General features: G+C 65.4%; 19 protein-coding genes and 1 other RNA gene. 3 read left to right on the top strand and 17 right to left on the bottom strand.

The window, feature by feature from the left end; genetic code table 11:
* Positions 1–95 precede the first annotated feature (95 nt).
* Positions 96–368, bottom strand: a complete 273-nt coding sequence (locus tag IT549_RS08010) for a hypothetical protein (protein WP_292971767.1) — start codon at positions 366–368, stop codon at positions 96–98.
* Positions 369–468: 100 nt separating this feature from the next.
* Between IT549_RS08010 and IT549_RS08005 the strand changes: the two genes are divergently transcribed.
* Positions 469–1,500 (top strand): acyltransferase, encoded by a 1,032-nt coding sequence (locus tag IT549_RS08005; RefSeq protein ID WP_292971765.1) that lies wholly within the window; start codon positions 469–471, stop codon positions 1,498–1,500.
* Positions 1,501–1,606: 106 nt separating this feature from the next.
* On the opposite strand, the gene IT549_RS08000 is transcribed toward IT549_RS08005, so the two are convergent.
* Both IT549_RS08000 and lon read right to left on the bottom strand, forming a co-directional pair.
* Complete coding sequence (locus IT549_RS08000; RefSeq protein ID WP_292971763.1) at positions 1,607–1,879, bottom strand: HU family DNA-binding protein; 273 nt, start codon at positions 1,877–1,879, stop codon at positions 1,607–1,609.
* A gap of 235 nt (positions 1,880–2,114) precedes the next feature.
* On the bottom strand, positions 2,115–4,529 hold the full coding sequence (gene lon / locus IT549_RS07995) for an endopeptidase La (RefSeq protein ID WP_292971761.1): 2,415 nt from the start codon (positions 4,527–4,529) through the stop codon (positions 2,115–2,117).
* Positions 4,530–4,700: 171 nt separating this feature from the next.
* Between lon and IT549_RS07990 the strand changes: the two genes are divergently transcribed.
* Positions 4,701–6,020 carry an amidohydrolase family protein gene (locus tag IT549_RS07990; protein WP_292971759.1) on the top strand — a complete coding sequence of 440 codons (1,320 nt, stop codon included), beginning with the start codon at positions 4,701–4,703 and terminating at the stop codon, positions 6,018–6,020.
* A 225-nt stretch (positions 6,021–6,245) separates the two neighbouring features.
* Here the strand turns inward: IT549_RS07990 and IT549_RS07985 are convergent, their stop codons facing one another.
* From IT549_RS07985 to IT549_RS07940, 10 genes are all read right to left on the bottom strand, one after another.
* A complete protein-coding gene (locus tag IT549_RS07985) occupies positions 6,246–8,282 on the bottom strand; it encodes an amidohydrolase family protein (protein ID WP_292971756.1) in 2,037 nt (678 codons plus the stop codon).
* A 100-nt stretch (positions 8,283–8,382) separates the two neighbouring features.
* The gene (locus tag IT549_RS07980) at positions 8,383–8,721 is read right to left on the bottom strand and encodes a YbaB/EbfC family nucleoid-associated protein (protein ID WP_292971754.1); all 339 of its coding nucleotides are present in this window, start codon (positions 8,719–8,721) and stop codon (positions 8,383–8,385) included.
* A 1-nt stretch (position 8,722) separates the two neighbouring features.
* Positions 8,723–10,498 (bottom strand): DNA polymerase III subunit gamma/tau, encoded by a 1,776-nt coding sequence (locus tag IT549_RS07975; protein ID WP_292971752.1) that lies wholly within the window; start codon positions 10,496–10,498, stop codon positions 8,723–8,725.
* A 200-nt stretch (positions 10,499–10,698) separates the two neighbouring features.
* Positions 10,699–10,793, bottom strand: an RNA gene (gene ffs, locus IT549_RS07970) — signal recognition particle sRNA small type.
* Positions 10,794–11,146: 353 nt separating this feature from the next.
* A complete protein-coding gene (locus IT549_RS07965) occupies positions 11,147–11,425 on the bottom strand; it encodes an ETC complex I subunit (protein ID WP_292971750.1) in 279 nt (92 codons plus the stop codon).
* A gap of 31 nt (positions 11,426–11,456) precedes the next feature.
* Positions 11,457–13,910 carry an ATP-dependent helicase HrpB gene (hrpB, locus tag IT549_RS07960; RefSeq protein ID WP_292971748.1) on the bottom strand — a complete coding sequence of 818 codons (2,454 nt, stop codon included), beginning with the start codon at positions 13,908–13,910 and terminating at the stop codon, positions 11,457–11,459.
* An 80-nt stretch (positions 13,911–13,990) separates the two neighbouring features.
* Positions 13,991–14,998, bottom strand: coding sequence for a VacJ family lipoprotein (locus IT549_RS07955; RefSeq protein WP_292971746.1), 1,008 nt, complete (start codon positions 14,996–14,998; stop codon positions 13,991–13,993).
* Positions 14,999–15,109: 111 nt separating this feature from the next.
* Positions 15,110–16,126: an aldo/keto reductase gene (locus IT549_RS07950; RefSeq protein WP_292971744.1), complete on the bottom strand. Its 1,017-nt coding sequence runs from the start codon at positions 16,124–16,126 to the stop codon at positions 15,110–15,112.
* A 154-nt stretch (positions 16,127–16,280) separates the two neighbouring features.
* Positions 16,281–16,601, bottom strand: a complete 321-nt coding sequence (locus tag IT549_RS07945; protein WP_292971742.1) for a DUF1153 domain-containing protein — start codon at positions 16,599–16,601, stop codon at positions 16,281–16,283.
* A gap of 517 nt (positions 16,602–17,118) precedes the next feature.
* Positions 17,119–18,135, bottom strand: coding sequence for a polyprenyl synthetase family protein (locus IT549_RS07940; protein WP_292972105.1), 1,017 nt, complete (start codon positions 18,133–18,135; stop codon positions 17,119–17,121).
* Positions 18,136–18,238: 103 nt separating this feature from the next.
* Here IT549_RS07940 and IT549_RS07935 point away from each other — a divergent pair, with 103 nt between their 5' ends.
* Entirely contained in the window at positions 18,239–18,535 is a 297-nt protein-coding gene (locus IT549_RS07935) for a chorismate mutase (protein WP_292971740.1), read from the top strand.
* 4 nt (positions 18,536–18,539) lie between these two features.
* Here the strand turns inward: IT549_RS07935 and IT549_RS07930 are convergent, their stop codons facing one another.
* The 4 genes from IT549_RS07930 to IT549_RS07915 form a co-directional block, all read right to left on the bottom strand.
* Positions 18,540–19,922, bottom strand: a complete 1,383-nt coding sequence (locus tag IT549_RS07930; RefSeq protein WP_292971738.1) for a HAMP domain-containing sensor histidine kinase — start codon at positions 19,920–19,922, stop codon at positions 18,540–18,542.
* A 9-nt stretch (positions 19,923–19,931) separates the two neighbouring features.
* Positions 19,932–20,609 carry a response regulator transcription factor gene (locus IT549_RS07925; protein WP_292971736.1) on the bottom strand — a complete coding sequence of 226 codons (678 nt, stop codon included), beginning with the start codon at positions 20,607–20,609 and terminating at the stop codon, positions 19,932–19,934.
* A 66-nt stretch (positions 20,610–20,675) separates the two neighbouring features.
* A complete protein-coding gene (locus tag IT549_RS07920; protein WP_292971734.1) occupies positions 20,676–20,972 on the bottom strand; it encodes a hypothetical protein in 297 nt (98 codons plus the stop codon).
* Between the two features lie 47 nt (positions 20,973–21,019).
* On the bottom strand, positions 21,020–21,862 hold the full coding sequence (locus IT549_RS07915; RefSeq protein WP_292971732.1) for an aminotransferase class IV: 843 nt from the start codon (positions 21,860–21,862) through the stop codon (positions 21,020–21,022).
* Positions 21,863–21,946: the final 84 nt, after the last annotated feature.

The raw sequence follows: 21,946 nt of genomic DNA, 5'->3' as shown, positions 1-21,946 counted from the left end.
AGAAATTCCTGCAATTTGAATGGGGTATGATTACGGGTGTGCGGCGCCGGAAACGGCGTCGCGGCCTTGTGATCAAGGCGAAAGTCTGGGCGGCGCTATTCGCGGGCGCGGTCAGGGCCCAGGCGCACGGCCGGGGCAAATGCCGACACCAGCGGCAAGGCATCGGGTACCGGAACTTCGGCCCGCACTTCGCGGCGGGGTTCGGGCCGGAACGGCTCAGCCGCCTGGACCGCCACGATCCGCGCGGCCGGCTTGAACCCCAGCGTCGCGCCAATCTCAACCTTGCCGCACAGCCGCGCCTCGGCAGGGGCAACCTGCGCGGCGAGCCCTGCAAACAGGGCGAGAATGGCCAGGACAATCCGGTTCATTGTGGGGCGCATATAAGCCCAGCCATGCTTAACGTCCAGTGGACGCGGTTGATCTTGTTCGCACAAGCTGTTGTAAGGCGGCAAAGGACAGGGGGTTGGCATGAGCGAAGCAGGCATCACGGCGCATCCGGCGCGGATGTTCCAGCTTGACGGGCTGCGCGGCGTGGCCGCCTTCATGATTGTCTTCTACCACCTCGACATCGTTTACGGGATCGGCGGGCCGTTCCAGCGCGGCTACCTGTTCGTTGACCTGTTCTTCCTGCTTTCGGGCTTCGTCCTGGCGGTTTCGACCGAAAAGAAGCTGCTGTCGGGGATCGGCCCGATCGAGTTCACCTGGGCGCGGTTCAAGCGGCTGTGGCCGCTGGTCGCGGTGGGCGCGGGCGTTGCGGTGGTGCGGGCCTTCTATATCGGGATGGCCGATCCCCTGACGCTGCTGTGGTGGCTGGCGCTGGACCTGGCGATGATCCCCAGCCTGACCGGCGCGGGGCCGTTCTATCGCTACAACGGACCGCAGTGGACGCTGTTCTATGAACTGCTGGCCAATTTCCTCCACGCCCTCGCGCTGAAGAAGGTGCCGACCTGGGCGATGGGCCTGCTGGCCGCCGTGATGGGCGGCTGGCTGGTCTACACCGTGCAGCTCCACGGATCGGACACCATGGGCGTCAATGCGCCGACCGCCAAGACCTGGTGGTGGGCGCTGCCCCGTGTGGGCTTCTCCTATGTGCTGGGGGTGTGGATCGGGCGGCTCTACAAGGGCGGGCTGCGCACCCCGTCGCTGCCCTGGCAGCTGGCGCTGGTGCTGCCGGTGGCCGGTATCGCCGCTGTTCCCTACCTGCCGCTGGGCAAGGTCTGGGGCGATCTTGCCTTCGTGATGCTGTTCCTGCCGGTGATGATGTGGCTGACCGCGATGTGCCGCCCGCCGCAAAGCCTGAAAGCGCCGCTCGAATGGCTCGGCAACTTCTCGCTGCCGCTCTACTGTGTTCACCTGACCGTGCTGGTCTGGACCAAGGAACTGGCCGGCAGCAACAGCGGCGCGGTGGCCGCGCTGGCCGTGGCCATTGCGCTGGCGCTGTCGTGGTTCTTCTCGAGAGTGGTCTCGTTCGCGAGCAAGCCGACGGTGGCGAAGGGCTAAGCGCCCTACCCGCGTTATAAGCAGGCAAACAAAAAGCCGCGCCGACCCGAAGGTGGCGCGGCTGTTTTGCGACCCGGCCGCGAGGCGTGCGGCCTGGGGGTCAGTCTTAGTTGACGGCGTCCTTCAGGCCCTTGCCGGCCTTGAACTTCGGCTGCGACGAAGCCTTGATCTTCATCGGTTCGCCGGTGCGCGGGTTGCGGCCGGTCGAAGCCTTGCGCTTGGCAACCGAGAAGGTGCCGAAGCCGACGAGGCGAACTTCGTCGCCCTTCTTGAGCGCGCCGCTGATGGCGTCAAACACGCCTTCGACAGCTTTGGTCGCATCGCTCTTGGTGAGGCCGCTGGCGTCGGCGACTGCGCTGATCAGATCGTTCTTGTTCATGTGGGAACCCCCTACCTTTCTTGATGTTGGAAACTTTGTGATTCGCCTCAAAGATGGCGGCGAATTGAGCGATTTTTCCAGGGCCTGTCAAAGCCAAAAGCCGCGATTCATCGCAGATTATCCACGTTTTTCCGCCGTTCCGGTTCGACCTGGCGGCAAGTGCAACGCAGCAAGGCGCGTGCCGCAATGCAGCACGCGCCCGCTGGCTGAATGATTCGCCTTGACGCTACGGCAATCAGTGCGCGGTGGCGCCGGTCCCGGTCGCCCCGCCCGCGCCGGTGGCGGGCTGGCTGGCCAGGTCGTCTTCCTCGCTCCACTCGATCGGAACCAAGGGTTCGACCAGGGCCCGCGCCAGCACTTCATCGACATGGGAAACCGGAATGATTTCCAGCCCTTCGATGACATTCTGGGGAATTTCCGCGAGGTCCTTGCGGTTGTCCTCGGGGATCAGCACGGTGGTGATCCCGCCGCGCAGCGCGGCCAGCAGCTTTTCCTTGAGCCCGCCGATCGCCAGCACCCGCCCGCGCAGCGTAACCTCGCCGGTCATCGCCACGTCCTTGCGCACTGCAATACCGGTCAGCGTCGAAACGATCGAAGTGACCATGCCGATCCCGGCGCTGGGTCCATCCTTGGGCACCGCGCCTTCGGGCAAATGGATGTGGACATCCTTGCGCCCGATGAGGCTGGGCTTGATCCCATAGGCCGGTGAGCGCGCCTTGACGAAGCTGAAAGCGGCCTGGACCGATTCATTCATCACCTCGCCCAGCTTGCCAGTGGTCTTGATCCCGCCCTTGCCGGGTACGGTAACGCTTTCGATCGTCAGCAGTTCGCCGCCGACCGAAGTCCAGGCGAGACCGGTGACCGCGCCAACCTGGTTCTCTTCCTCGCCCATGCCGTGCTTGAACTTCTGCACCCCGGCAAAGTCGCCAAGGTTGTCCGGCGTGATCATGACCGACTTGGCCTTGCCTTCCAGGATCTGGCGCAGGCTCTTGCGGGCAAGCTTGGCAATCTCGCGCTCCAGCGTGCGGACCCCGGCTTCGCGGGTGTAGTACTGGATCAGCGCGCGCAGCCCTTCGGTGGTGAGCGTGAACTCACCCTTCTTGAGGCCGTGGGCCTTAACCTGCTTTTCGACCAGATGCCGTTCGGCAATCTCGACCTTTTCGTCCTCGGTGTAACCTTCGAGGCGGATGATCTCCATCCGGTCAAGCAGCGGCTGCGGCAGGTTGAGGCTGTTCGCCGTGCAGACGAACATCACGTCCGACAGGTCGTAATCCAGTTCCAGATAGTGATCCTGGAACTTGGCGTTCTGTTCGGGATCGAGCACTTCGAGCAGCGCCGAGGCCGGATCGCCGCGGAAATCCTGGCCCAGCTTATCGATCTCATCCAGCAGGAACAGCGGGTTGCTGGTCCCGGCCTTCTTGAGGTTCGAGACGATCTTGCCCGGCAGCGAGCCGATATAGGTGCGGCGGTGGCCGCGGATTTCGGCTTCGTCGCGCACCCCGCCCAGCGACTGGCGGATGAATTCGCGCCCGGTCGCCTTGGCGATCGACTTGCCCAGGCTGGTCTTGCCCACGCCCGGCGGGCCGACGAGGCACAGGATCGGCCCCTTTAGCTTGTTGGTGCGGGCTTGCACTGCCAGGTACTCGACGATCCGGTCCTTGACCTTGTCGAGCGCATAGTGATCGGCATCGAGCACGGCCTGCGCCGCGGCGATATCTTTCTTGAGCTTGCTCTTCTTGCCCCACGGCAGGCCCAGCAGCACGTCGAGGTAATTGCGGATCACGGTGGCTTCCGCGCTCATCGGCTGCATGGTCTTGAGCTTCTTCAGCTCGGTATTGGCCTTGACGCGGGCTTCCTTCGACAGCTTGAGCTTGTCGATCTTGTCCTGCAGCTCCTGGATCTCGTTGGCTTCCTCGCCATCGCCCCCGCCCAGCTCGCTCTGGATCGCCTTGAGCTGTTCGTTGAGGTAATATTCGCGCTGGGTCTTTTCCATCTGGCGCTTCACGCGCCCGCGGATCCGGCGCTCAACCTGCAGCACGCCCAGCTCGCCTTCCATGATCGAATGGACCATTTCCAGCCGCTTGAGCGGATCGGGCTGGCTGAGCAGCGCCTGCTTGTCGGCCACCTTGGCCTGGACATGCGCCGACACCGCATCCGCAAGCAGCGCGGCTTCGGTGATCTCGGCCAGGTTCTCACCGGCTTCCTGCGGCAGCTTCTTGTTGAGCTTGGCGTATTCCTCGAAGGTTTCGACCACCTGGCGCATCATCGCCGAAACTTCGCTGCCCGAAACGCTGACCGCTTCAAGCGGTTCGACCTGGGCCACCACCATCTCGCCATTGGCGGTCTGTTCCAGCCGCAGCGATTCCAGGCTGGCGCGCTGGCGCGCCTCGACCAGCACGCGCACGGTGCCATCGGGCAACTTGAGCAGCTGGAGCACCGTGGCGACCACGCCGATATCGTACAGGTCATCCTCAACCGGATCGTCGCAGCCGGGATCAAGCTGGGCGAGCAGGAAGATGTCTTTCTCACCCTCGGTGGTCATCGCCGCTTCCAGCGCCGCGACCGATTTTTCACGCCCCACGAACAGCGGGACCACCATGCCCGGAAACACGACGATGTCGCGCAAGGGGAGCAGCGGGAGTAGTTTCATTGCAAATCCGTTCCTGCGGGGTGAATCCCGCCTTTGCCGCGGATATGGGGTCGGCATGGCGGCTGTGCAATGGCCATGACGGCTGTGGCTGTGGAAGGACAGCCGGTTGCCAAGCGGCATTGCCCCGCGCAGACTGGCCTCCGACAGGAAATGCAGGAGGGATTCGGGTCCATGCGCAGCTTCAAGATTGCCCTGGCGGCCAGCGCCGCGGTGTTCGGCCTTTCAGGGCTGACCGCCCTGTCCGCGGCTGAAGCCGAACCGCAGCAGACCGTGATTACCGCTGCCCGGTACCTTGATGTCGCCAGTGGCAAATATGTTGAGTATCCGGCAATCTTCGTTGGCGCGGACGGCAAGATCACCGGGATCGCCGATGCCCGCACCGTGCGCTGGGGGGCGAACGTCAAACATATCGACATGGGCGGCAAGACACTGCTGCCCGGGCTGATCGACATGCATGTCCATCTGGACGGACCGGCCGACATCGGCGGGTGGAAGGGGCTGGAATATACCGACAGCTTCTTTGCGATGACCGCGGTTCCCAATGGCCGGGCGTTGCTCGACGCGGGGTTCACCACGGTGCGCAATGTCGGCTCGGGCGATCGCAACGATATCGGGCTGCGCCAGGCGATCGAGGGCGGCTATGTGATCGGCCCGCGCGTGGTGCCGGCCGGCTATGCCCTGGGCGCGACCGGCGGCCACTGCGATGAAACCGGCCTGCCGCCCAGCATGGAACGCCCCGGCAAGGAAGAAGGCATCGGCGACACCCCGGACGAGCTGCGCCACCAGGTCCGCCGCCAGCGCAAGTATGGGTCGATGGTGATCAAGGTCTGCGCCACCGGTGGGGTCTTCTCGCACAATACCGAGCCTGGCCAGCAACAGCTGACCGTGCCCGAACTGACCGCGATCGCCGATGAAGCGCATATGTGGGGTCTGCGCGTTGCCGCCCATGCCCACGGCGCCGCCGGGATCCGGGCCGCGATCCAGAGCGGGATCGACACGATCGAACATGCCAGCCTGGTCGATGACGAGGGTATCCGCATGGCCGTCCAGCGCCCGCGCCCGGTGTGGTTCGCGATGGACATCTACAACACCGATTACACCCAGGCCGAAGGCAAGAAGAACGGCGTGCTGGAAGACAACCTGCGCAAGGATCGCGAGATCGGCCAGCTGCAGCGCGACAATTTCCGCAAGGCCCACAAGGCCGGGGTGCGGATGGTCTTTGCTTCGGATGCCGGCGTGATGCCGCACGGGCTGATCGGCCGCCAGTTTGCGGTGATGGTCCAGTACGGCATGACCCCGCTCGAAGCGATCCGCGCGGCCACGCTCAACGCCGCCCAGGCGCTGGGCTGGGAAGGTCAGGTCGGCACGATCGCGGTCGGGCGGTTTGCCGATCTCGTGGCCGTGGACGGCGATCCGCTGGCCAATGTCCGCGAACTGGAAAGCGTTGACGGGGTGATTAAGGGCGGCGTGCTGATCCTGCCGGCGCGATAGAAGGATTGCTCGATCCTCTCCATTTTCGCAAAGCGCAAATGGGGAGGTGGCATTTGCCCTTCGGCTTGCGGCTTAGCAGCCGCGCTCAGGATAAACTGCACCAATGGTGCAGCAAATGACGGAGGGGCCTCTGCCCTTGCGCCATTCCCCCTCCGTCTCGTCCTTCGGACGATCCACCTCCCCGTTTGTGGCATTCGCCAAAAACGGGGAGGATCTATAGAACTGTCAGGGCTTGGGCCGCCCCGAAAAACCTGCTGCCGCGCGCAGTTCATCGGCGTTGAGCAGCTTGCCGTCCATCATCACCCAGCGGGTCTGGCGCAGGTCGCCCATCCGCTTTTCCGGATCGCCTTCGACCAGCACCAGGTCGGCCGCCTTGCCGACCCGGATCGATCCGGTCTGCTTGTCCTTGCCAACCAGCCGCGCCGGGACGATGGTGGCGGCGGCCAGCGCCTCGGCCGGGGTGAAGCCGGCCTGGAGATAGATTTCCAGCTCGTGCACCAGCTCGATCCCGAAACCGTCAGTTCCGCTGACAATCGGCACCCCGGCCTTGTGCATGATCCCCAGCAGTTCGACCATCTTGGCCCAGCTGGCGCGATAGTCGGCACGGGTCAGCCCGGCCGGAACCGCGAAACCGCCCGATCGCATCGCGCGTTCGGTGCTGGGCGGCAGGGTGCCCATGAAGGCCGCATAGGACGGTGAAATGTCACCGTTCTCGGGAACATAGAGCCCTTCGAAGGCGACCATGGTGGGATCGGAATAGATCCCCTTGCGGGCCATGGTGCCGATAAGCCCTGACATCGCCGGGCTGCGCAGATCCATATCCTTGGCATAACGGCCCGGCCCTTCGAACCGCGCGATCCCGTTGCTTTCGGGCAGCACGCTTTCGGGTACGCCTTCCATCACGATCCAGTTGATGTGGGTAATCTCGTCATAGCCGTGCCCCACCGCCACGCTGGGCCGGATGCCATGCGGGATATGCCCGTGGACATGCAGCCCCAGCTTATGCGCCTCGGCAATCGCCGCAGGCAGCCAATGGTAATCGAAGGTGCCATAGAACTTGACGCCCTTCATGCCCTTGGCCTTGGCTTCGCGCACCCGCTCGATCGCTTCGGCCTCGCTCGCGGCGACATTGGCGACCTGGGCGGTGTACTTGCCCTTCCCGTCGATCAGGGAACTGGAATAGACGTGCGGCATCAGCAGCTGCCCGGCCGCCGCGCGCTTGCGCCGGTCGATCGTCTTGACATCATCATTGCCGGGATCGCGCACCGAAGTGACGCCCAGCGAAAGCTCCTGCGGGCCGGTGTAATCATCGCCCACGTGCATGTGGTTGTCCCACAGCCCTGGAACCAGCGTCTTGCCCTTGCCATCGAACACCCGCGCGCCCTTGGGCACGCGGACCCTGGCCGCCGGGCCAACCGCGCTGATCGTCTTGCCGGTTACCACCACGGTCTGGTCGTTCAGGAACCGCTTGCCATCGGCATCGAACAGCTTGACGTGGGTGAAGGCAACCGGCCCCTTGGGCAGGTTGACCAGCTTCTTGTAAAGTAGCGGCGCCTGCTTGCCCAGTTCGGCGGTCTGCACCTCCTCCATGCGCTTTTGCTCGCCAGCATAGGCTTCGGGCAGCCAGGCCATGCCGTTGGTCATGGCAAAGAACTTGCCCTGGGCATCGGTCCAGATCGGCGTCGGCGTGTTGTTGAGCCCGAAGACCTGCCACAGCGTAACGGTCTTGGCGCTGGCGCCCGAACCGACCTGCATCGTGGTAAGCTTTTCGGCGCGCGCTTCCCCCCCGGGCAGCAGCGCCAGCCGGTTGCCGGGCGCGGCCACCAGCCGTTCGATCAGCCAGCCATTGGCGTCCATCGGACCGCCGTAGGCCACATAGAACCGGCCCGCCCCGCCAGCAGCCCCGCCCTTGTCCACCGGGCTTTGCCACTGGGCACCGGTGGTGGTCAGTTCAAAGGTTTCGGCAGCATCGCCCTGGGGCGTGACACCCCGGATCGTCATGCTGACGGGCATGCCATCGGCGCCGGGCTTGCCGGCATAGTCGAATTCCCACACCTGACCGCGCAGGTTCATGCTGAAACGGGCCATGCGGGTGCCATCGGGCAATTGCCAGACCCATTCGTCGCCGTGCTTGCCGCCGGTCGATTCGATCACGAAATGCGTGGCATCGGCCGGCGGGGTGGCCAGCTGGTCCTTGGGAACCTGGGTGTGCGCACTGGAAGCCAGCAACACGGCGGCAAGCGACAGAACGGCAAAACGCATAGGAAACTCTCCCCTGATTGCGACCCGTCCGATGGTGCTCCCCCGCTTATCCGGGTGTGAGCGCAATTCGATCAACCGGCGATGCGCCCGGTCGGGCAGCCTACATCCCGGGCAGCTTGAAGCCCGGCGGCAGGCCCATGCCGGCCTGCATCTTGCCCATTTCCGCGCCCGAAACGGCATCGGCCTTGGCGCGTGCGTCGTTGAAAGCGGCGGCGATCAGGTCTTCGAGGATGCCCTTGTCGGCCGGGACCAGCAGGCTGTCGTCGATCGCGACGCCCAGCACGCGGCCCTTGGCGCTGCAGCGGATCTTGACCAGCCCGCCGCCGGCCAGGCCCTCAACCTCGATCTCGTCGAGCTTGCCCTGCATTTCGGTCATCTGCTTCTGGATGGTCTCGGCGGCCTGCTGCGCGGCCTGGAGCATCTCTTCCATCGACTTCACTTCAATGTCTCCACTTGCTGCCCCCGGCGACGCGCGCATCGGGGCTTTCGTCAATCAGTTCGGCCTTGGGAAAGGCGGCAAAGGCGGCTTCGACCATCGGATCGGCCAGCATCTCGGCACGGGCGGCATCGCGCTGGGCCTCGGCGGCTTCACGTAAGGCCGGCTGGGCATCGCCTTCGATCCGGCTGACCTGCCAGCGTTCGCCCGTGGCGCGCAGCAACGCGTCGCGCAGTTCGGCGCTGGGATCGTCGGGATAGCCCGGGACCAGGGCATAGGTCAGCTCACCCGGCCTGAGATCGGCGATCCGGATCCAGTCGTGCATCACCTGGGCCAGCCGCAACTGGCCCGAATGCCTGACCTGTTCGACCAGTTCGGCCCAGGCCACCGCCCCGGCGGGCGCGGCCTGTGCGACTGGGCCGCTGGCCGACGCGGAACCAGACGGCGCGGCAATCGCCCCGCTGGCGACCATTTCTTCCAGCTTTTTGGCCAGCGTTCCGGGATCGGGCAGGTCACTGGCGTGCTGGACCCGCAGCAGCGCCATCTTGGCCGCCACCAGCGGATCGGGCGCGGCGCGCACCTCGTCATGGCCCTTGAGCAGCAATTGCCACAGCCGATGCAGCTGACCCGGCGAAAGCGCCCCGGCCCACTGCTCGATCGCCTCGCGCTCTTCATTGGACATCGCATCGGCGCTGCCCTTGCCCAGCTGGGCCACCGTCACCCGGTGGGTCAGCTCCAGCGCCGAGCGCATCAGCGCCAGCGGTTCCACGCCCAATGCAAATTGCTGATCTACCATGTCGAGCAGGTCTGCCCCCTGCCCGCCCAGCAAGGCGGCGAACAGGCGGCGCTGCGCCGACTTGTCAGCCAGGCCCAGCATGTCGCGAACCTGTTCGGCCGAAACATTGCCCTGCCCGCCCAGATCGGCATGGGCGATTGCCTGATCCAGGATCGACAGGCCATCGCGGACCGAGCCTTCGGCCGCGGCAGCAACCATCGCCAGCGCCTCGCCTTCGGCCTCGACGCCTTCCTTAGCGCAGATATTGGCGAAATGTTCAGCCAGCAGCGGGGCCTGGATGCGGCGCAGGTCGAACCGCTGGCAGCGTGACAGCACGGTGACTGGCAGCTTGTCGACCTCGGTGGTCGCGAACAGGAATTTCACATGCGGCGGCGGCTCTTCCAGCGTCTTGAGCAGCGCGTTGAAGGCATTGCGGCTGAGCATGTGGACTTCGTCGATGATGTAGATCTTGTAGCGGGCGGAAACCGCGGCATAGCGCACCGCCTCGATGATCTCGCGCACGTCGTCCACGCCGGTGTGGCTGGCGGCGTCCATCTCGATCACGTCGATATGGCGGCCTTCGGCAATCGCCTGGCAGGGTTCGCACTGGCCGCACGGGTCGATCGTTGGGCCGCCCTGGCCATCGGGTCCGATGCAGTTGAGCGCCTTGGCGATCAGCCGCGCGGTGGAGGTCTTGCCCACCCCGCGCACCCCGGTCATCAGGAAGGCATGGGCCAGCCGGTCCCGCTTGATCGCATTGCCCAGCGTCTGGACCATCGCGTCCTGGCCGAGCAGTTCGGAGAAAGTCTGCGGCCGATACTTGCGCGCCAGCACGCGATACGGCTGCGCCGGAGCGGACGGCGCAGCCGGAGTAGGCGCGGGTGCGGGCGCGGCTGCAGGTGCGGGTGCCCCGAACATCGATTCCTGCCCCGCAGCCTCAAGTTCGGCTGCGGAAGGCGCTTCGTCTTCAGGCTCGTCGCCGTACATTTCAGGGGAATCGGACATTGCGACGCAGGTTAGGCGTTGGCGCGACGAAAGTCGAAGGGGTTTCAGCCGGAAGTGCTGTGGATTGGCTCAGGCCGGAGCGAAAATTCCGGAATTCGAGAACCGGCGCGCATCCTTCGACAGGCTCAGGACAATCGGGTTGAAGTCGGAATCGCAGAAGGCCGGGATTTGCAGCCCGGCATGGGACAATCCACAGCACTTCCGAAGGAGCCGGCCGACCCGCCGCAACCCGTTGTGGCTGCTTCCTTCCGGACCTGACCAGGTTGGCGAGCGCAAACGTCCGACCGACTCCCGGCGGCGCATATGGCGGCGCTGTCGCGTTTGCGCAAGTCCGGGGTGACGAATCGCAGTATTCGGGGCTTCGACATGCTCAATGGGGGCAGTCGAAACGGCCATTTCCCTCCGGAATGGTCACGGAGCGGGTACTGCGGGCGCCTAATGCGCGACCCAGGCGGATCGCGGGACCCGCTCCGATTTCCTTAAGCTTGCAGCAGTGCGCTGATCGCCTCCGCGATCAGCTTGCAACACCAGCCCGCTCCCCCGGCCCGACCACCCATAGGGTATCCTGTTGCGGGTGGTCGGGCCGGGGGAGCGGGCTGGTGTTGCAAGGACAGGCGCATGCCTGTCCGCACCGGCGTGAGCCGGATATTACCGAAAATTATCGGCGTAGGCCTGGAGCTTGAGCCGGCGCGGCGGGACGCTGTGCACTTCGGCGGCGATCCCGTGCTTGGCGGCATAGGCCTGCGCGGCTTCGAGGCTGGGGAACTTCAGCTGCACCTGCGCCTGGGTATCGCCCGAGCCGGTCCAGCCCATCAGCGGATCGGCCTGGCGCGCTTCGGCGGGCACGAAATCGAGGATCCATTCGCCAAGCCGGGCCTTGCCGGACTGCATGGCGTTCTTCGGGCGCTGATAGATGCGTGCTGACATGCAGGCGCAGTGCGTCGAATCGGGCCGGAAATCAAGTCCGGTTAAACGCGTTCTTGGTCTTCAGGCTCGCTACCTCGGCCCAGGGCTCGTCGGGCCAGCGGTGTTTGGGATAGCGGCCCTTCATGTCGCGCTGGACGTCCCTCCACGATCCGCGCCAGAACCCGGGCAGATCGCGCGTGGTCTGTAACGGTTTGCCGCCCGGATCGGTCAGCTTGAGCAGCAGCGGCTGCGGCGGCTTGCCGAAGGTGGGCTGGGCATCCAGCCCGAACAGCGCCTGCACCCGCAGTTCCACGGATGGCCCGCCCGGATCGTCATAATCAATCGCATGGCTGGTCCCTGCCGGCGAGGCGAACTGCGCCGGGGCCAGCCGTTCCAGCGCCTGCTGCGCCGGGTAGTCGAGCCGCGAGCGCAGCGCTTCGTGAAGCTGCCCCGGATCGAGCTGGTCAAGCCGCCGCCCCAGCAGCGGGCCGAGCCAGTCATCGAGTTCATCGCGCAGCGCTTCATCGCCAAGCGCCGCGATCCCGGCATAGCGTGCCCGGCGCAGCAGCGCCTGGCTGGCCTTCGACAGCGGCAACAGGTCAAGCCCGTCGCTGCGCAGCCGGTCCACCAGGAAGGCGCGGATCGCAGCGGGATCGGGCGCAGGATCGGGACCGCGCGCCAGCGTGACCGCGCCGATCCGGCTTTCGAGCAGCGCCTCCACGCGGTTGTCCGTCGCCACCCAGCGCAGGGTCGAGCGGCGCTCGATCCGGTGCGCCAGCCAGCGGGTCACTTCGGCCTCGTCAAGCGCGATTGCCCCGGTGATCCGCGCGCCCTTGGCCTCACCCTGCGCCTCACCCACCGCCAGCCATTCGGCGCGGGCCAGCGAGCTGGCCGGATCGAGCCGCAGCCCCCTGCCCCCGGCGGTCAGCCAGACCTCACCCGAAGGATCGCGGCGGCGGGCAAGATTGTCGGGATGGGCTTCGGCCAGCAGCACACCCAGCGGCGGTGCATCGCCGGCTTCAGGCTTGACCAGCCGCTGCGCCAGGCCCGCCCAGCGCTCGGCCAGCTTGCGCGAGGCCGCGGCCCGGCTTGAGCCATCCCGCTCCCACCGGTCAAAGCGCTGCGCCAGGTCTTCGCCGCGACCACCCAGCCCGCGTTCCTGCAGCAGCAGCGCCAGTTTTGCTGCATCCTGTGCCGCACCATGCTGCGCAGCATAAAGCAGCATGTGCGCCAGCGCCGGCTCCATCGGCAGGCGCGCCATGTTGCGGCCATGCTGTGTGATCTTCCCTGCAGCATCAAGTGCGGTAAGTGCTTGTAATGCCGCCGTTGCCGCAGCCAACGCAGCAGCTGGCGGTGGATCGAGCCAGGGCAATGCTGCAGGCTCTGCCGCGCCCCATTGCGCCAGGCTGAGCAGCAAGGGGGCGAGGTCGCTGGTGAGCATTTCGGGCGGATCAAATGCTGCACGCCCGGCATGGCTGGCCTCTTCCCACAACCGGTAGGCCACCCCCGGCCCCTGCCGCGCCGCGCGGCCGGCGCGCTGGGCGGCGGCGGCCTGCGAGGCGCGGTGCGTGACCAGCCGGGTCACCCCCGCCGCCTTGTCGAATTCGGCCCGGCGCGACAGCCCGGCATCGACCACCACCGATACGCCATCGAGCGTGAGCGAGGTTTCGGCAATCGCGGTTGCCAGCACGATCCGCCGCCGGCCCGCGGAATCGCGCTTGATCGCAGCGCGCTGCGCTGCAGGTTCGCACTGGCCATGCAGCGGCAGGACCAAAGCCGAGGGCAGCTTTTCGGCCAGCCGCTCGCGGGTGCGCTCGATCTCGCCCACGCCGGGCAGGAAGGCCAGCACATCGCCCTGCTCCTCGCGCCAGGCGGTCAGCACGGCAGAGGTCATCGCCTCCTCGATCCGCTGTTCGGGCCGCGCGCCCAGCCATTTGATCGCCAGCGGGTATGCCTTGCCCGCGCTTTCAACCACGGGCGCATCGTGGAGCATCCCGGCAAAGCGCGTGCCGTCGATCGTCGCGCTCATCACCACCAGCCGCAGGTCCTCGCGCAGTACCGCCTGGCTCTCGATCGCCAGCGCCAGCCCCAGGTCGCTGTCGAGGTGACGTTCATGCGCCTCGTCGAACAGCACGGCGGACACACCTGCCAGTTCCGGGTCGTTCAGGATCGTCGCAACAAAGATCGCCTCGGTCATCACCAGTACGCGGGTTTTGGGACCGCGCTTGCTGTCGAGCCGGGTGAGATAGCCGACGGTTTCACCCGCGCTTTCGCCCAGCAGCTCGGCCATCCGCTCGGCCGCGGCGCGCGCCGCAACCCGGCGCGGGCTGAGTACGATCACCTGCCCGCTGCACCACGGCTCGCCCAGCAAGGCCGGCGCGACCGCTGTGGTCTTGCCCGCCCCCGGCGGCGCGATCAGCACCGCCGAACTGCCCACGCGCAGGGCGTCGAGCAGGTCTGGCAGGACCGCGTGGATCGGAAGCTCGGACAGGACGTTACCCTTCATCGCCGCCCTGAACGCACTTCAGGGTTCGTTTCACCAAACAGCGGGCTTGTCCTTGGGGCACAATGGGCCCTGAAACAAGTTCAGGGTGACGGCGGCGTGGGTGCGGCCGAAGGGTTGGCCTGCACAGGCTCAACTGGAAGCGGAGCCGCAGGCGCTGGATCGGGAGACGCTGCCGGCGCCGATGCCGGAGCCGGAGCCGCAACCGGTTCTGCCTTGGTATCCCCCGACAGCTGGTTGCGGCACTGTTCCAGCAGCTGCGGCCCTGGTCCGCGCCCATGCAGCGCGTCAATTTCGGCCTGGCGCTTTTTCAGGTAATAGGCCCGCGTCGCCGCATAGGGATCGTCAGCCGCCTGCAGCGCCTTGATCTGGCAATCGAACTCCACGCGGCGGTCAAGCGAGCGGATCGTGCCGTTGGGGATCGTGTAATAGGGTTTGTTGAACGGCGCGCCGATGCCCATCGGCAGGACCAAGCCATCGACCGCCCCGCCCACCACATCGCGCAGCGAAGTCGATCCGATGCCCGGCAGATAGAGGTACGGCCCCGGCCCTACGCCATAGAAGCCCAGGGTGTTGGCAAAGCCATTGTGCCGGTGCGGCAGGTTGAACGGCTTGCCCTTGGCCACATCGATCAGCCCGCCCAGCCCCAGGGTGGAATTGATTGCAAAGCGCCCCAGCGTCTCGCCCGCCTTGCCCGGTTTGAGCTGCAGCAGAAAATTGAGCGCCACCACCGGTTCGCCAATGTTGCGGATGAAATTGTGCAAGCCGGCGCGCGCAGGCTTGGGCACCAGTTTCTTGTAAGTTTCGGCTGCCGGGCCAACCAGCTTGTTGTCAACCTGCTGGACCAGTTCGAAGCTGGCCTGGTTGACCGCCTGAGCCGGATCGCTTTTGGGCCGGGCGGTAACGGTGATCGCCTGACCATCGACCGGCTGGGTAGGAGCCGGGGCCGCAACCGGCACCGGAACCGGCGTTCCCGCAGCCGCCTCTGCCGCCGGGACGGCGAGCGGCGCAGGCTCGGGCGGAGCCACAGGAATGTCGATCGGCTGGCCGCTCGCCCAGACCAGCGCAACCGCATGCAATACAGCGCCCAAGAATACCCTCCGCGCGACCCAAGCCAGTCAGTCCTGGCACCAAAACGCTGGCAATCTAACCACTTGCCGCATAGCGCCATGCGGCCAGTCGAAGCTGCGTTGCGGCCAAAGTCACCCCATCGGGTAACGGATCTCCTTCGACACCCGGTTAATCGCCCGCATCACTTCATCAGGCAGTACCAGATCCTTGGCCGCGAAGATCGCGCCAAGTTGCTCTTCGTTCGACACGCCGACGATCGTGGAGGCCACAAAATCGTGCTGCTTGGACCAGGCCACCGCCATGGCGACCGGATCGATCCCGGCCTCGCGGGCGATTTCGTGGAACCGTGCGGTCGAGGCGAGCGAGCGTTCGTTGACGAAGCGCTTGCCCATTTCGGCCTGGCGCCCCTCCATCGCCAGATAGCGGCTGAAACGCGCGCCATCGGGCCGGGCACCATCCTGGTACTTGCCCGACAGCACCCCGCCGGCGATCGGCGAATAGGGGATCAGGCTGACCCCTTCCATTCGGCAGACCTGCGCCAGTTCATCTTCGAAGCGGCGGTTGTTGAGGCTGAAATTGTTCTGGATCGTGTGATAGCGCGCGGTGCCCAGCCGTTCGGCCACCTGGATCGACTTCATCAGCCCCCAGCTGGTCTCGTTCGAGCAGCCCAGCACCCGCACCTTGCCGGCCCGCACCAGTTCATCGAGCACTTCCATCGTCTCGTCATAGGGCAGTTCGTGATCGGGCCAGTGGGTCTGGTAAAGGTCGATATAGTCGGTGCCCAGCTTCTGCAGGCTGTCCTCGACCGCGACCATGATGTTGCGCCGGTCGAGCGCGGTCATCCCTTCGCGCTTGGGGCTGCGGAACCAGACGTGGCTGGGGCCGGAAACCTTGGTGGCCAGCACGATTGCATCGCGCGGCTTGGTCTTGAGCCATTTGCCGACAATCTCCTCGGTCCGGCCGACCCATTTGGGATCGGGCGGCACCGGATAGCCTTCGGCGGTGTCGTAGAAATCGATCCCTTCATCAAAGCACTTGTCGAGGATCCGCAGCGACGTGGCCTCGTCGGTCTGGCTGCCAAAGGTCATCGTGCCCATGCAGATGTCGGATACGACAATCGCGCTCTTGCCCAAACGGCGACGGTCCATGCGGCAATTCTCCCGGAGATTCTGGTTTCGACTTGAAACCGAACGTGCCGGGTTGCGTGGCGCTGGTCAAGGCGGAGTTGGCTAGGCGTACATGGTGCCGCAGACGGGCTTTCCCTCCCCTTGCGGGAAAGCCCGTCCAGAGCTGCCCGATCGCTCAGGCTGCGACCAGCTCGTGCGCGCGGCGCTGGGCGCGGCGGCGGGTGCTGCGGTCCTGCTGTGACCAGGCGACGCGCAGCCCGCGTACCCCGGCGCGGTCCATCGCGTGTTGCCACGAATAGAACTCCTCAAGGCTGAGGCTGTAGCGGTGCATCACTTCGTCAAGGCTCATCAGACCGCTTTGCACGGCAGCCACCACCTGTGCCTTGCGGCTGGCCACCCAGCGGGTGGTATTGGCCGGCGGCAGGTTGTCGCGCGTCAGCACTTCGCGGTCCGGCCCGATAATCCGCAGGGGGCGGGAATTGGTGTATTCGATCATGTTACGGCCCTTCGTTTCGTCTCCAAACGAGTGGCCCCCAAAGCCAGAACACAGTCAGCCCGGCGTGGTTAAATCGGGGTAAATTCCAGCCGCAGCTCACCGCGCCGGAAGGGCGGGTGACGGTGGGTTGTGGCTGGTTGGAGATAAGCGGCAGCAGACCACCCAGAGGATGCTGCTCAGGCCCGGACGGGATGGATCGAACCTTTCCTACACGGCCCCGGCCTGTCATTCTGCAGCCCGTTCTTTGACATCGTGCAGATCACCGACCGATCCCATCACCAAGCCGCGCCCCCAGCGCGGCTTTGGTGCATCCGGGGCATCGCTTTGGGAAATTCATCAGGTGCGCCGGGGATGTGTTTCCTCAACTTGCGTTTTGCGCAAGTCAGGTGCGATTGAGTTAATGTGTTGAAATAACGAATGAAAACACGCCTTGCCCGGCAAGGCAGTGAAAAGTTCGATCAAATGGTATTGAACAAACCGGTTCGAACTGGCGTTCAAAAAGCGTCGGAAATGCCGCTCAGGCCCGGCGGGTGACCGCGAATTCGGCCGCTTCGGCCATGGCGGCGCGGGCTTCGTTGGCGGGGAAGCCGGCGATCGCGTCGATCGCGCGCTGGGCAAAGTGGCGGGCGCGGTCGCGGGTGGCGCTGACGGCATCGTGGCGCCGGATCAGCCGCACCGCATGCGCCAGGTCCTCGTCCGAGCTGCGGTGACCCAGGATCGCGTCCTGCCAGAAGCGGCGTTCCTCATCGGAACCCCTGGCATAGGCCAGGATCACCGGCAGGGTCATCTTGCCCTCGCGGAAATCGTCGCCCTTGCCCTTGCCCATCTCGCCGCTGTCGGAATCGTAATCCATCGCATCGTCAACCAGCTGGAAGGCGATGCCCAGGTTGCGGCCATAGTCTTCGAGCGCGCGTTCTTCCGCCTCGCTCTTTTCGGCAACCACCGCGGCGATCCGGGTAGCGGCGGCGAACAGCGCGGCGGTCTTGGCACCGATGATGCCGAGATAGCGTTCCTCGCTGGTTTCGATCTGGCGAGCGGCAGTCAGCTGATCGACCTCGCCCTCGCTGATCACCGAGCTGGCGTTGGAGAGGATCTTGAGGACCTTCAACGAGCCGTCCTCGACCATCAGTTCGAAGCTGCGGGTGAACAGGAAATCGCCGACCAGCACGGTCGCCGGATTGCCGAAGATCAGGTTGGCGGCGGCCTTGCCCCGGCGCAGTTCGCTGCCATCGACCACGTCATCGTGCAGCAGTGTGGCGGTGTGGATGAATTCGACCGCAGCGGCCAGCTTGTGGTGACGGGTGCCCTGGTAATCGACCAGCGCCGCCCCGGCCAGCGTCAGCATCGGCCGCATCCGCTTGCCCCCGCCCGCGATCAGGTGGCCGGCCAGCGCCGGGATCAGCGGGATCTCGCTCTGCATGCGTTCCAGGATCACCTGGTTGACCGCATTCATGCCGCTGGCAGTCAGCGCCATGATCGGGGCCAGCGAAGGCTCGCTGGCGCGCGGCTTCAGGGGGATCACGTCGGCGCTCATCTTGACGCCGCCTTGCTCACCTTTGCGATCAAGCGCAAGTGCAAAGCGGGCAATGGCCCCTACATAATATGCAATCGCCATTTTGCATGCTAGCGACCGATTCATGTCCGAGACCCAACCCGACCCCGTCCTCGCCGGCTACCGCGCCTCGATCGACAACATCGACGCCGCACTGATCCATATCCTGGCCGAACGATTCCGGATCACCAAGGCGGTTGGCGCCTACAAGGCAGAAAACGCCTTGCCCGCCAGCGATCCGGGGCGCGAGGAGCGCCAGATTGCCCGGCTGCGCAAGCTGGCCGAAGAAGCCCAGCTTGATCCCGAATTCTCGGAAAAGTTCCTGCGCTTCATCATCCAGGAGGTGATCCGCCACCACGAACAGGCGGCGGAGGGGAAGTAGCGGGTCAGCCAGCCCTCGGTAGCCGAAGCTTGACCAGCAGGCCGCCAAGGTCTTCGCTTTCATCTAGCGTCACGCCGCCGCCATAGATTTCGGCGACATCGCGGACAATCGCCAGCCCGAGGCCGGTGCCGGGCTTGCCGGTATCGAGCCGGGCGCCGCGATCGAAGATGCGGGTGCGTTCTTCCTCGGGGATGCCCATGCCGTCATCCTCGACCCAGATCTCGCACCAGCCGGGCTCGCCGGTCGGATCGAGCGTGACAAAGACCGAGCCGCCGCCATATTTGGCTGCATTCTCGATCAGGTTGCCCAGGATCTCGTCAAGGTCCTGCCGCTCGATCGCCACCTGGGCCTCGCGGTTGCCATCCAGGTCGAACCGGGTCCTGTCGTAAAGCACGGTCACCGCGCGCAGCACCGCCTCGACGCTTTCACCCAGGGTGGCGCGGGCCTGCCCGACAGCGCGGCGGCCCACGGCGCGGGCACGGGCCAGGTGGTGATCGACCTGGCGGCGCATCACTGCTGCCTCGCGGATCACCGTATCGGCGAGGTCAGGCGCATGGGCGGTGGCGGCGTTCATCACCACCGTCAGCGGGGTCTTGAGTGCATGGGCCAGATTGCCGGCATGGGTCCGCGCCTCTTCCGCCTGCTTTTCGGTGTGGGCCAACAGCGCATTGAGTTCCTGCACCAGCGGCTGAACTTCCAGTGGCAGCGGCTCGGTCACCCGGTTGCTGCCAACCCCGCGCATCTTCTGGATCGCCCGCTGCACGCCGCGCAAAGGCCCCAGCCCGTACCAGGTCTGCAGCGCCGCCATCACCAGCAAGCCAAGTCCCAGCACGGCAAAGCTGCGGAACAGGATCCGCCGGACCCGCTCGATCTGCTCGTCAAGGTTGCCGCGCCGCTCGGCGACCGAGAACCACCAGACGGTATCGCTGCCCGGCAGGGTGACCGAGCGTTCCATCACCCGCAGGGTTTCGGCGGGGAACTGACGGCTGTCGTAGGTGTGGACCTCCTTGTCAAAGTGCCCGGTCTGGACGTTGAGCGAACGGTCCCACAGCGAGCGTGACGGAAAATCCTCATGCCCCTCGCCGCGGATTTGCCAGTAAAGGCCGCTGTTGGGTTCAAGCAGGCGCTGGTCGCCCAGCGGACGATTGAGGAACACCTCACCATCCAGCCCGACTTCAGCCGAGGCGATCATGCCGTTGAGCATGTAGCTGAGCTGGGCATCGAAATTGCGCGTCACCAGCCCGGTCAGCGTCTGATCAAGCGCGATCCCGCCGCCCAGCAGCAGCACGCTGATCCAGCCGGCTGCGATCAGCATCATCCGGCGCGAGAGCGAGCCGGTATGCAGCGGGGCGCCTTTCGCGGGCGTGGCTGACAACGCCTCGCTCATCGGTTGACCTTATCCGCGGCTGCCCGTCGCAGGGTCATCAAGGCTGTATCCAAGCCCGCGGATCGTGGTGATCACGTCGGCGCCCAGCTTCTTGCGGATGCGGGTCACGAACACTTCGATCGTGTTCGAATCCCGATCGAAGTCCTGGTCATAGATGTGCTCGATCAGTTCGGTGCGGCTGACCACTTTGCCTTTGTGGTGCAACAGGTAGGACAGCAGCTTGTATTCCTGCGCGGTCAGCTTGACCGGTTCGCCATTGAGCGTGACCCGGCCCGAACGCGTATCAAGCCGCACATCGCCGGCGATCAATTCGCTGCTGGTGTTGCCCGAGGCACGGCGGATCAGCGCACGCAGCCGGGCGATCAGTTCTTCGGTCTGGAACGGCTTGGCCAGGTAGTCATCAGCCCCGGCATCAAGCCCGGCAACCTTGTCGGACCAGCTATCGCGTGCGGTCAACACCAGCACCGGGAACTTGCGGCCTTCCTTGCGCCACATGCCCAGCACGGTCAGCCCGTCAATTTCGGGCAGGCCCAGATCGAGAATGACCGCGTCATAGTCTTCGGTCGAGCCCATGAAGTGCCCATCCTCGCCATCAACCGACAGGTCGACCGCATAGCCATTGGCCTCAAGCGTGTTCTTCAATTGCTTGCCGAGGGTCGGTTCATCCTCAACGATCAGGATGCGCATGCGTAAAGTTCCCCAAAAGTCCGGATTTTCAAATGGGCCGAAAGCCCGCGAGCGTCAAGCCGGGGGTCAGCGCGAACGGCGGATCGTTTCACCGGTGCGGGCATCGACATCTACGAAGATCACGTGCCCGTCGCGAATGAACTTGAGCCGGTAGGCCAGCGCCGCCGGATCGTATTCAAAGCCCAGGTACTGCGCGCCCGGCATGGTCGGGATCACCCGGCCTTCGATCTCGCGCGGCGGACGAATGGTGCCGGCACGCAGTTCCTTACGGGCCTGCTGCTGGGCATTGCCACCCGGATCGGCCTGAAGCGGCAGAGGCGATGCGGCCAGCAAGGCGATCAGGGGAAGGAGAAGTCGGTTCATGGTGACTGGCGATCTATCGGAACAGGTTTGAACGGCCCGTGAATGGTTTAGCCGGCCTTGAGCAAGGCAATGTAGCGTTGGCGCAATTCGGCGGTCCGGGTGCCGGGGCCGCCATTGCCGATCGGTTTGCCGTCAACCTCGACCACGGGGGTGACCAGCGCGCCGGCTGAGGAAATGAAGGCTTCGCGCGCAGCAAAGAGCTCATCCGGCGTGAACGGCCGCTCTTCGACCTCCAGCCCCATCGCACGCGCGATTGCAACGACGTTGATCCTGGTCACGCCTGGCAACACACCATGATCGACCGGATGCGAAACCAGCACGCCGCGGGCATTGATGATATGGGCATTGGCGCTGGTCGCTTCGGTGATCACCCCGTTCTCGACCAACCAGGCATCGTCATAGCCGGCGTCGCGCGCGGCTTCCTTGGCCAGCACGGCATAAAGCAGCTGCGTGGTCTTGGCCGAACGCAAGGCCCAGCGCCCGTCGGGATGCAGAATCACCCGCAGTCCCTTGTGCGCAGCGGGGTTGTCGATCAGCGCTGCAACCTGGGTAAAGGCGAACCGAGTGGCCGGGACTGGCTCGTGCGGGGAGAGGAAATCACGATCGGCCGGTGCGCCGCCAGTCACCTGCAGGTAAACACGCCCTTCGCTGAGCGAATTGCGCGCAATCAGTTCGGCAATCACCGTGGGCCAATCGGTCTGATCAGCAATCCGTGCCGTGGCCATCGAGCGCGCCAGCCGCGCCGCGTGGTGCGGCCAGTTGCACGATCGGCCATCGATCACCGGGGTCACTTCATAGACCCCCTGCCCGAACAGCAACGCACGATCGAAGATCGGCACTCTCGCCTCGTCTTCGGGAAGGAACTCACCATTTAGCCAGACGGTGCGCATTGGAAGTTCACAAACCTCACAGGGTTCAGGAAAACAAAAACCGGCCGAATCCCGGTCGCGGCGGCGACATTGGCAGATGGACGC

Source organism: Novosphingobium sp., from assembly GCF_020852455.1.
In the GTDB taxonomy this organism is placed as follows: domain Bacteria; phylum Pseudomonadota; class Alphaproteobacteria; order Sphingomonadales; family Sphingomonadaceae; genus Novosphingobium.
Note: the sequence above shows the minus strand (reverse complement) of the source record. Positions and strands in the feature narration are given on the sequence as shown.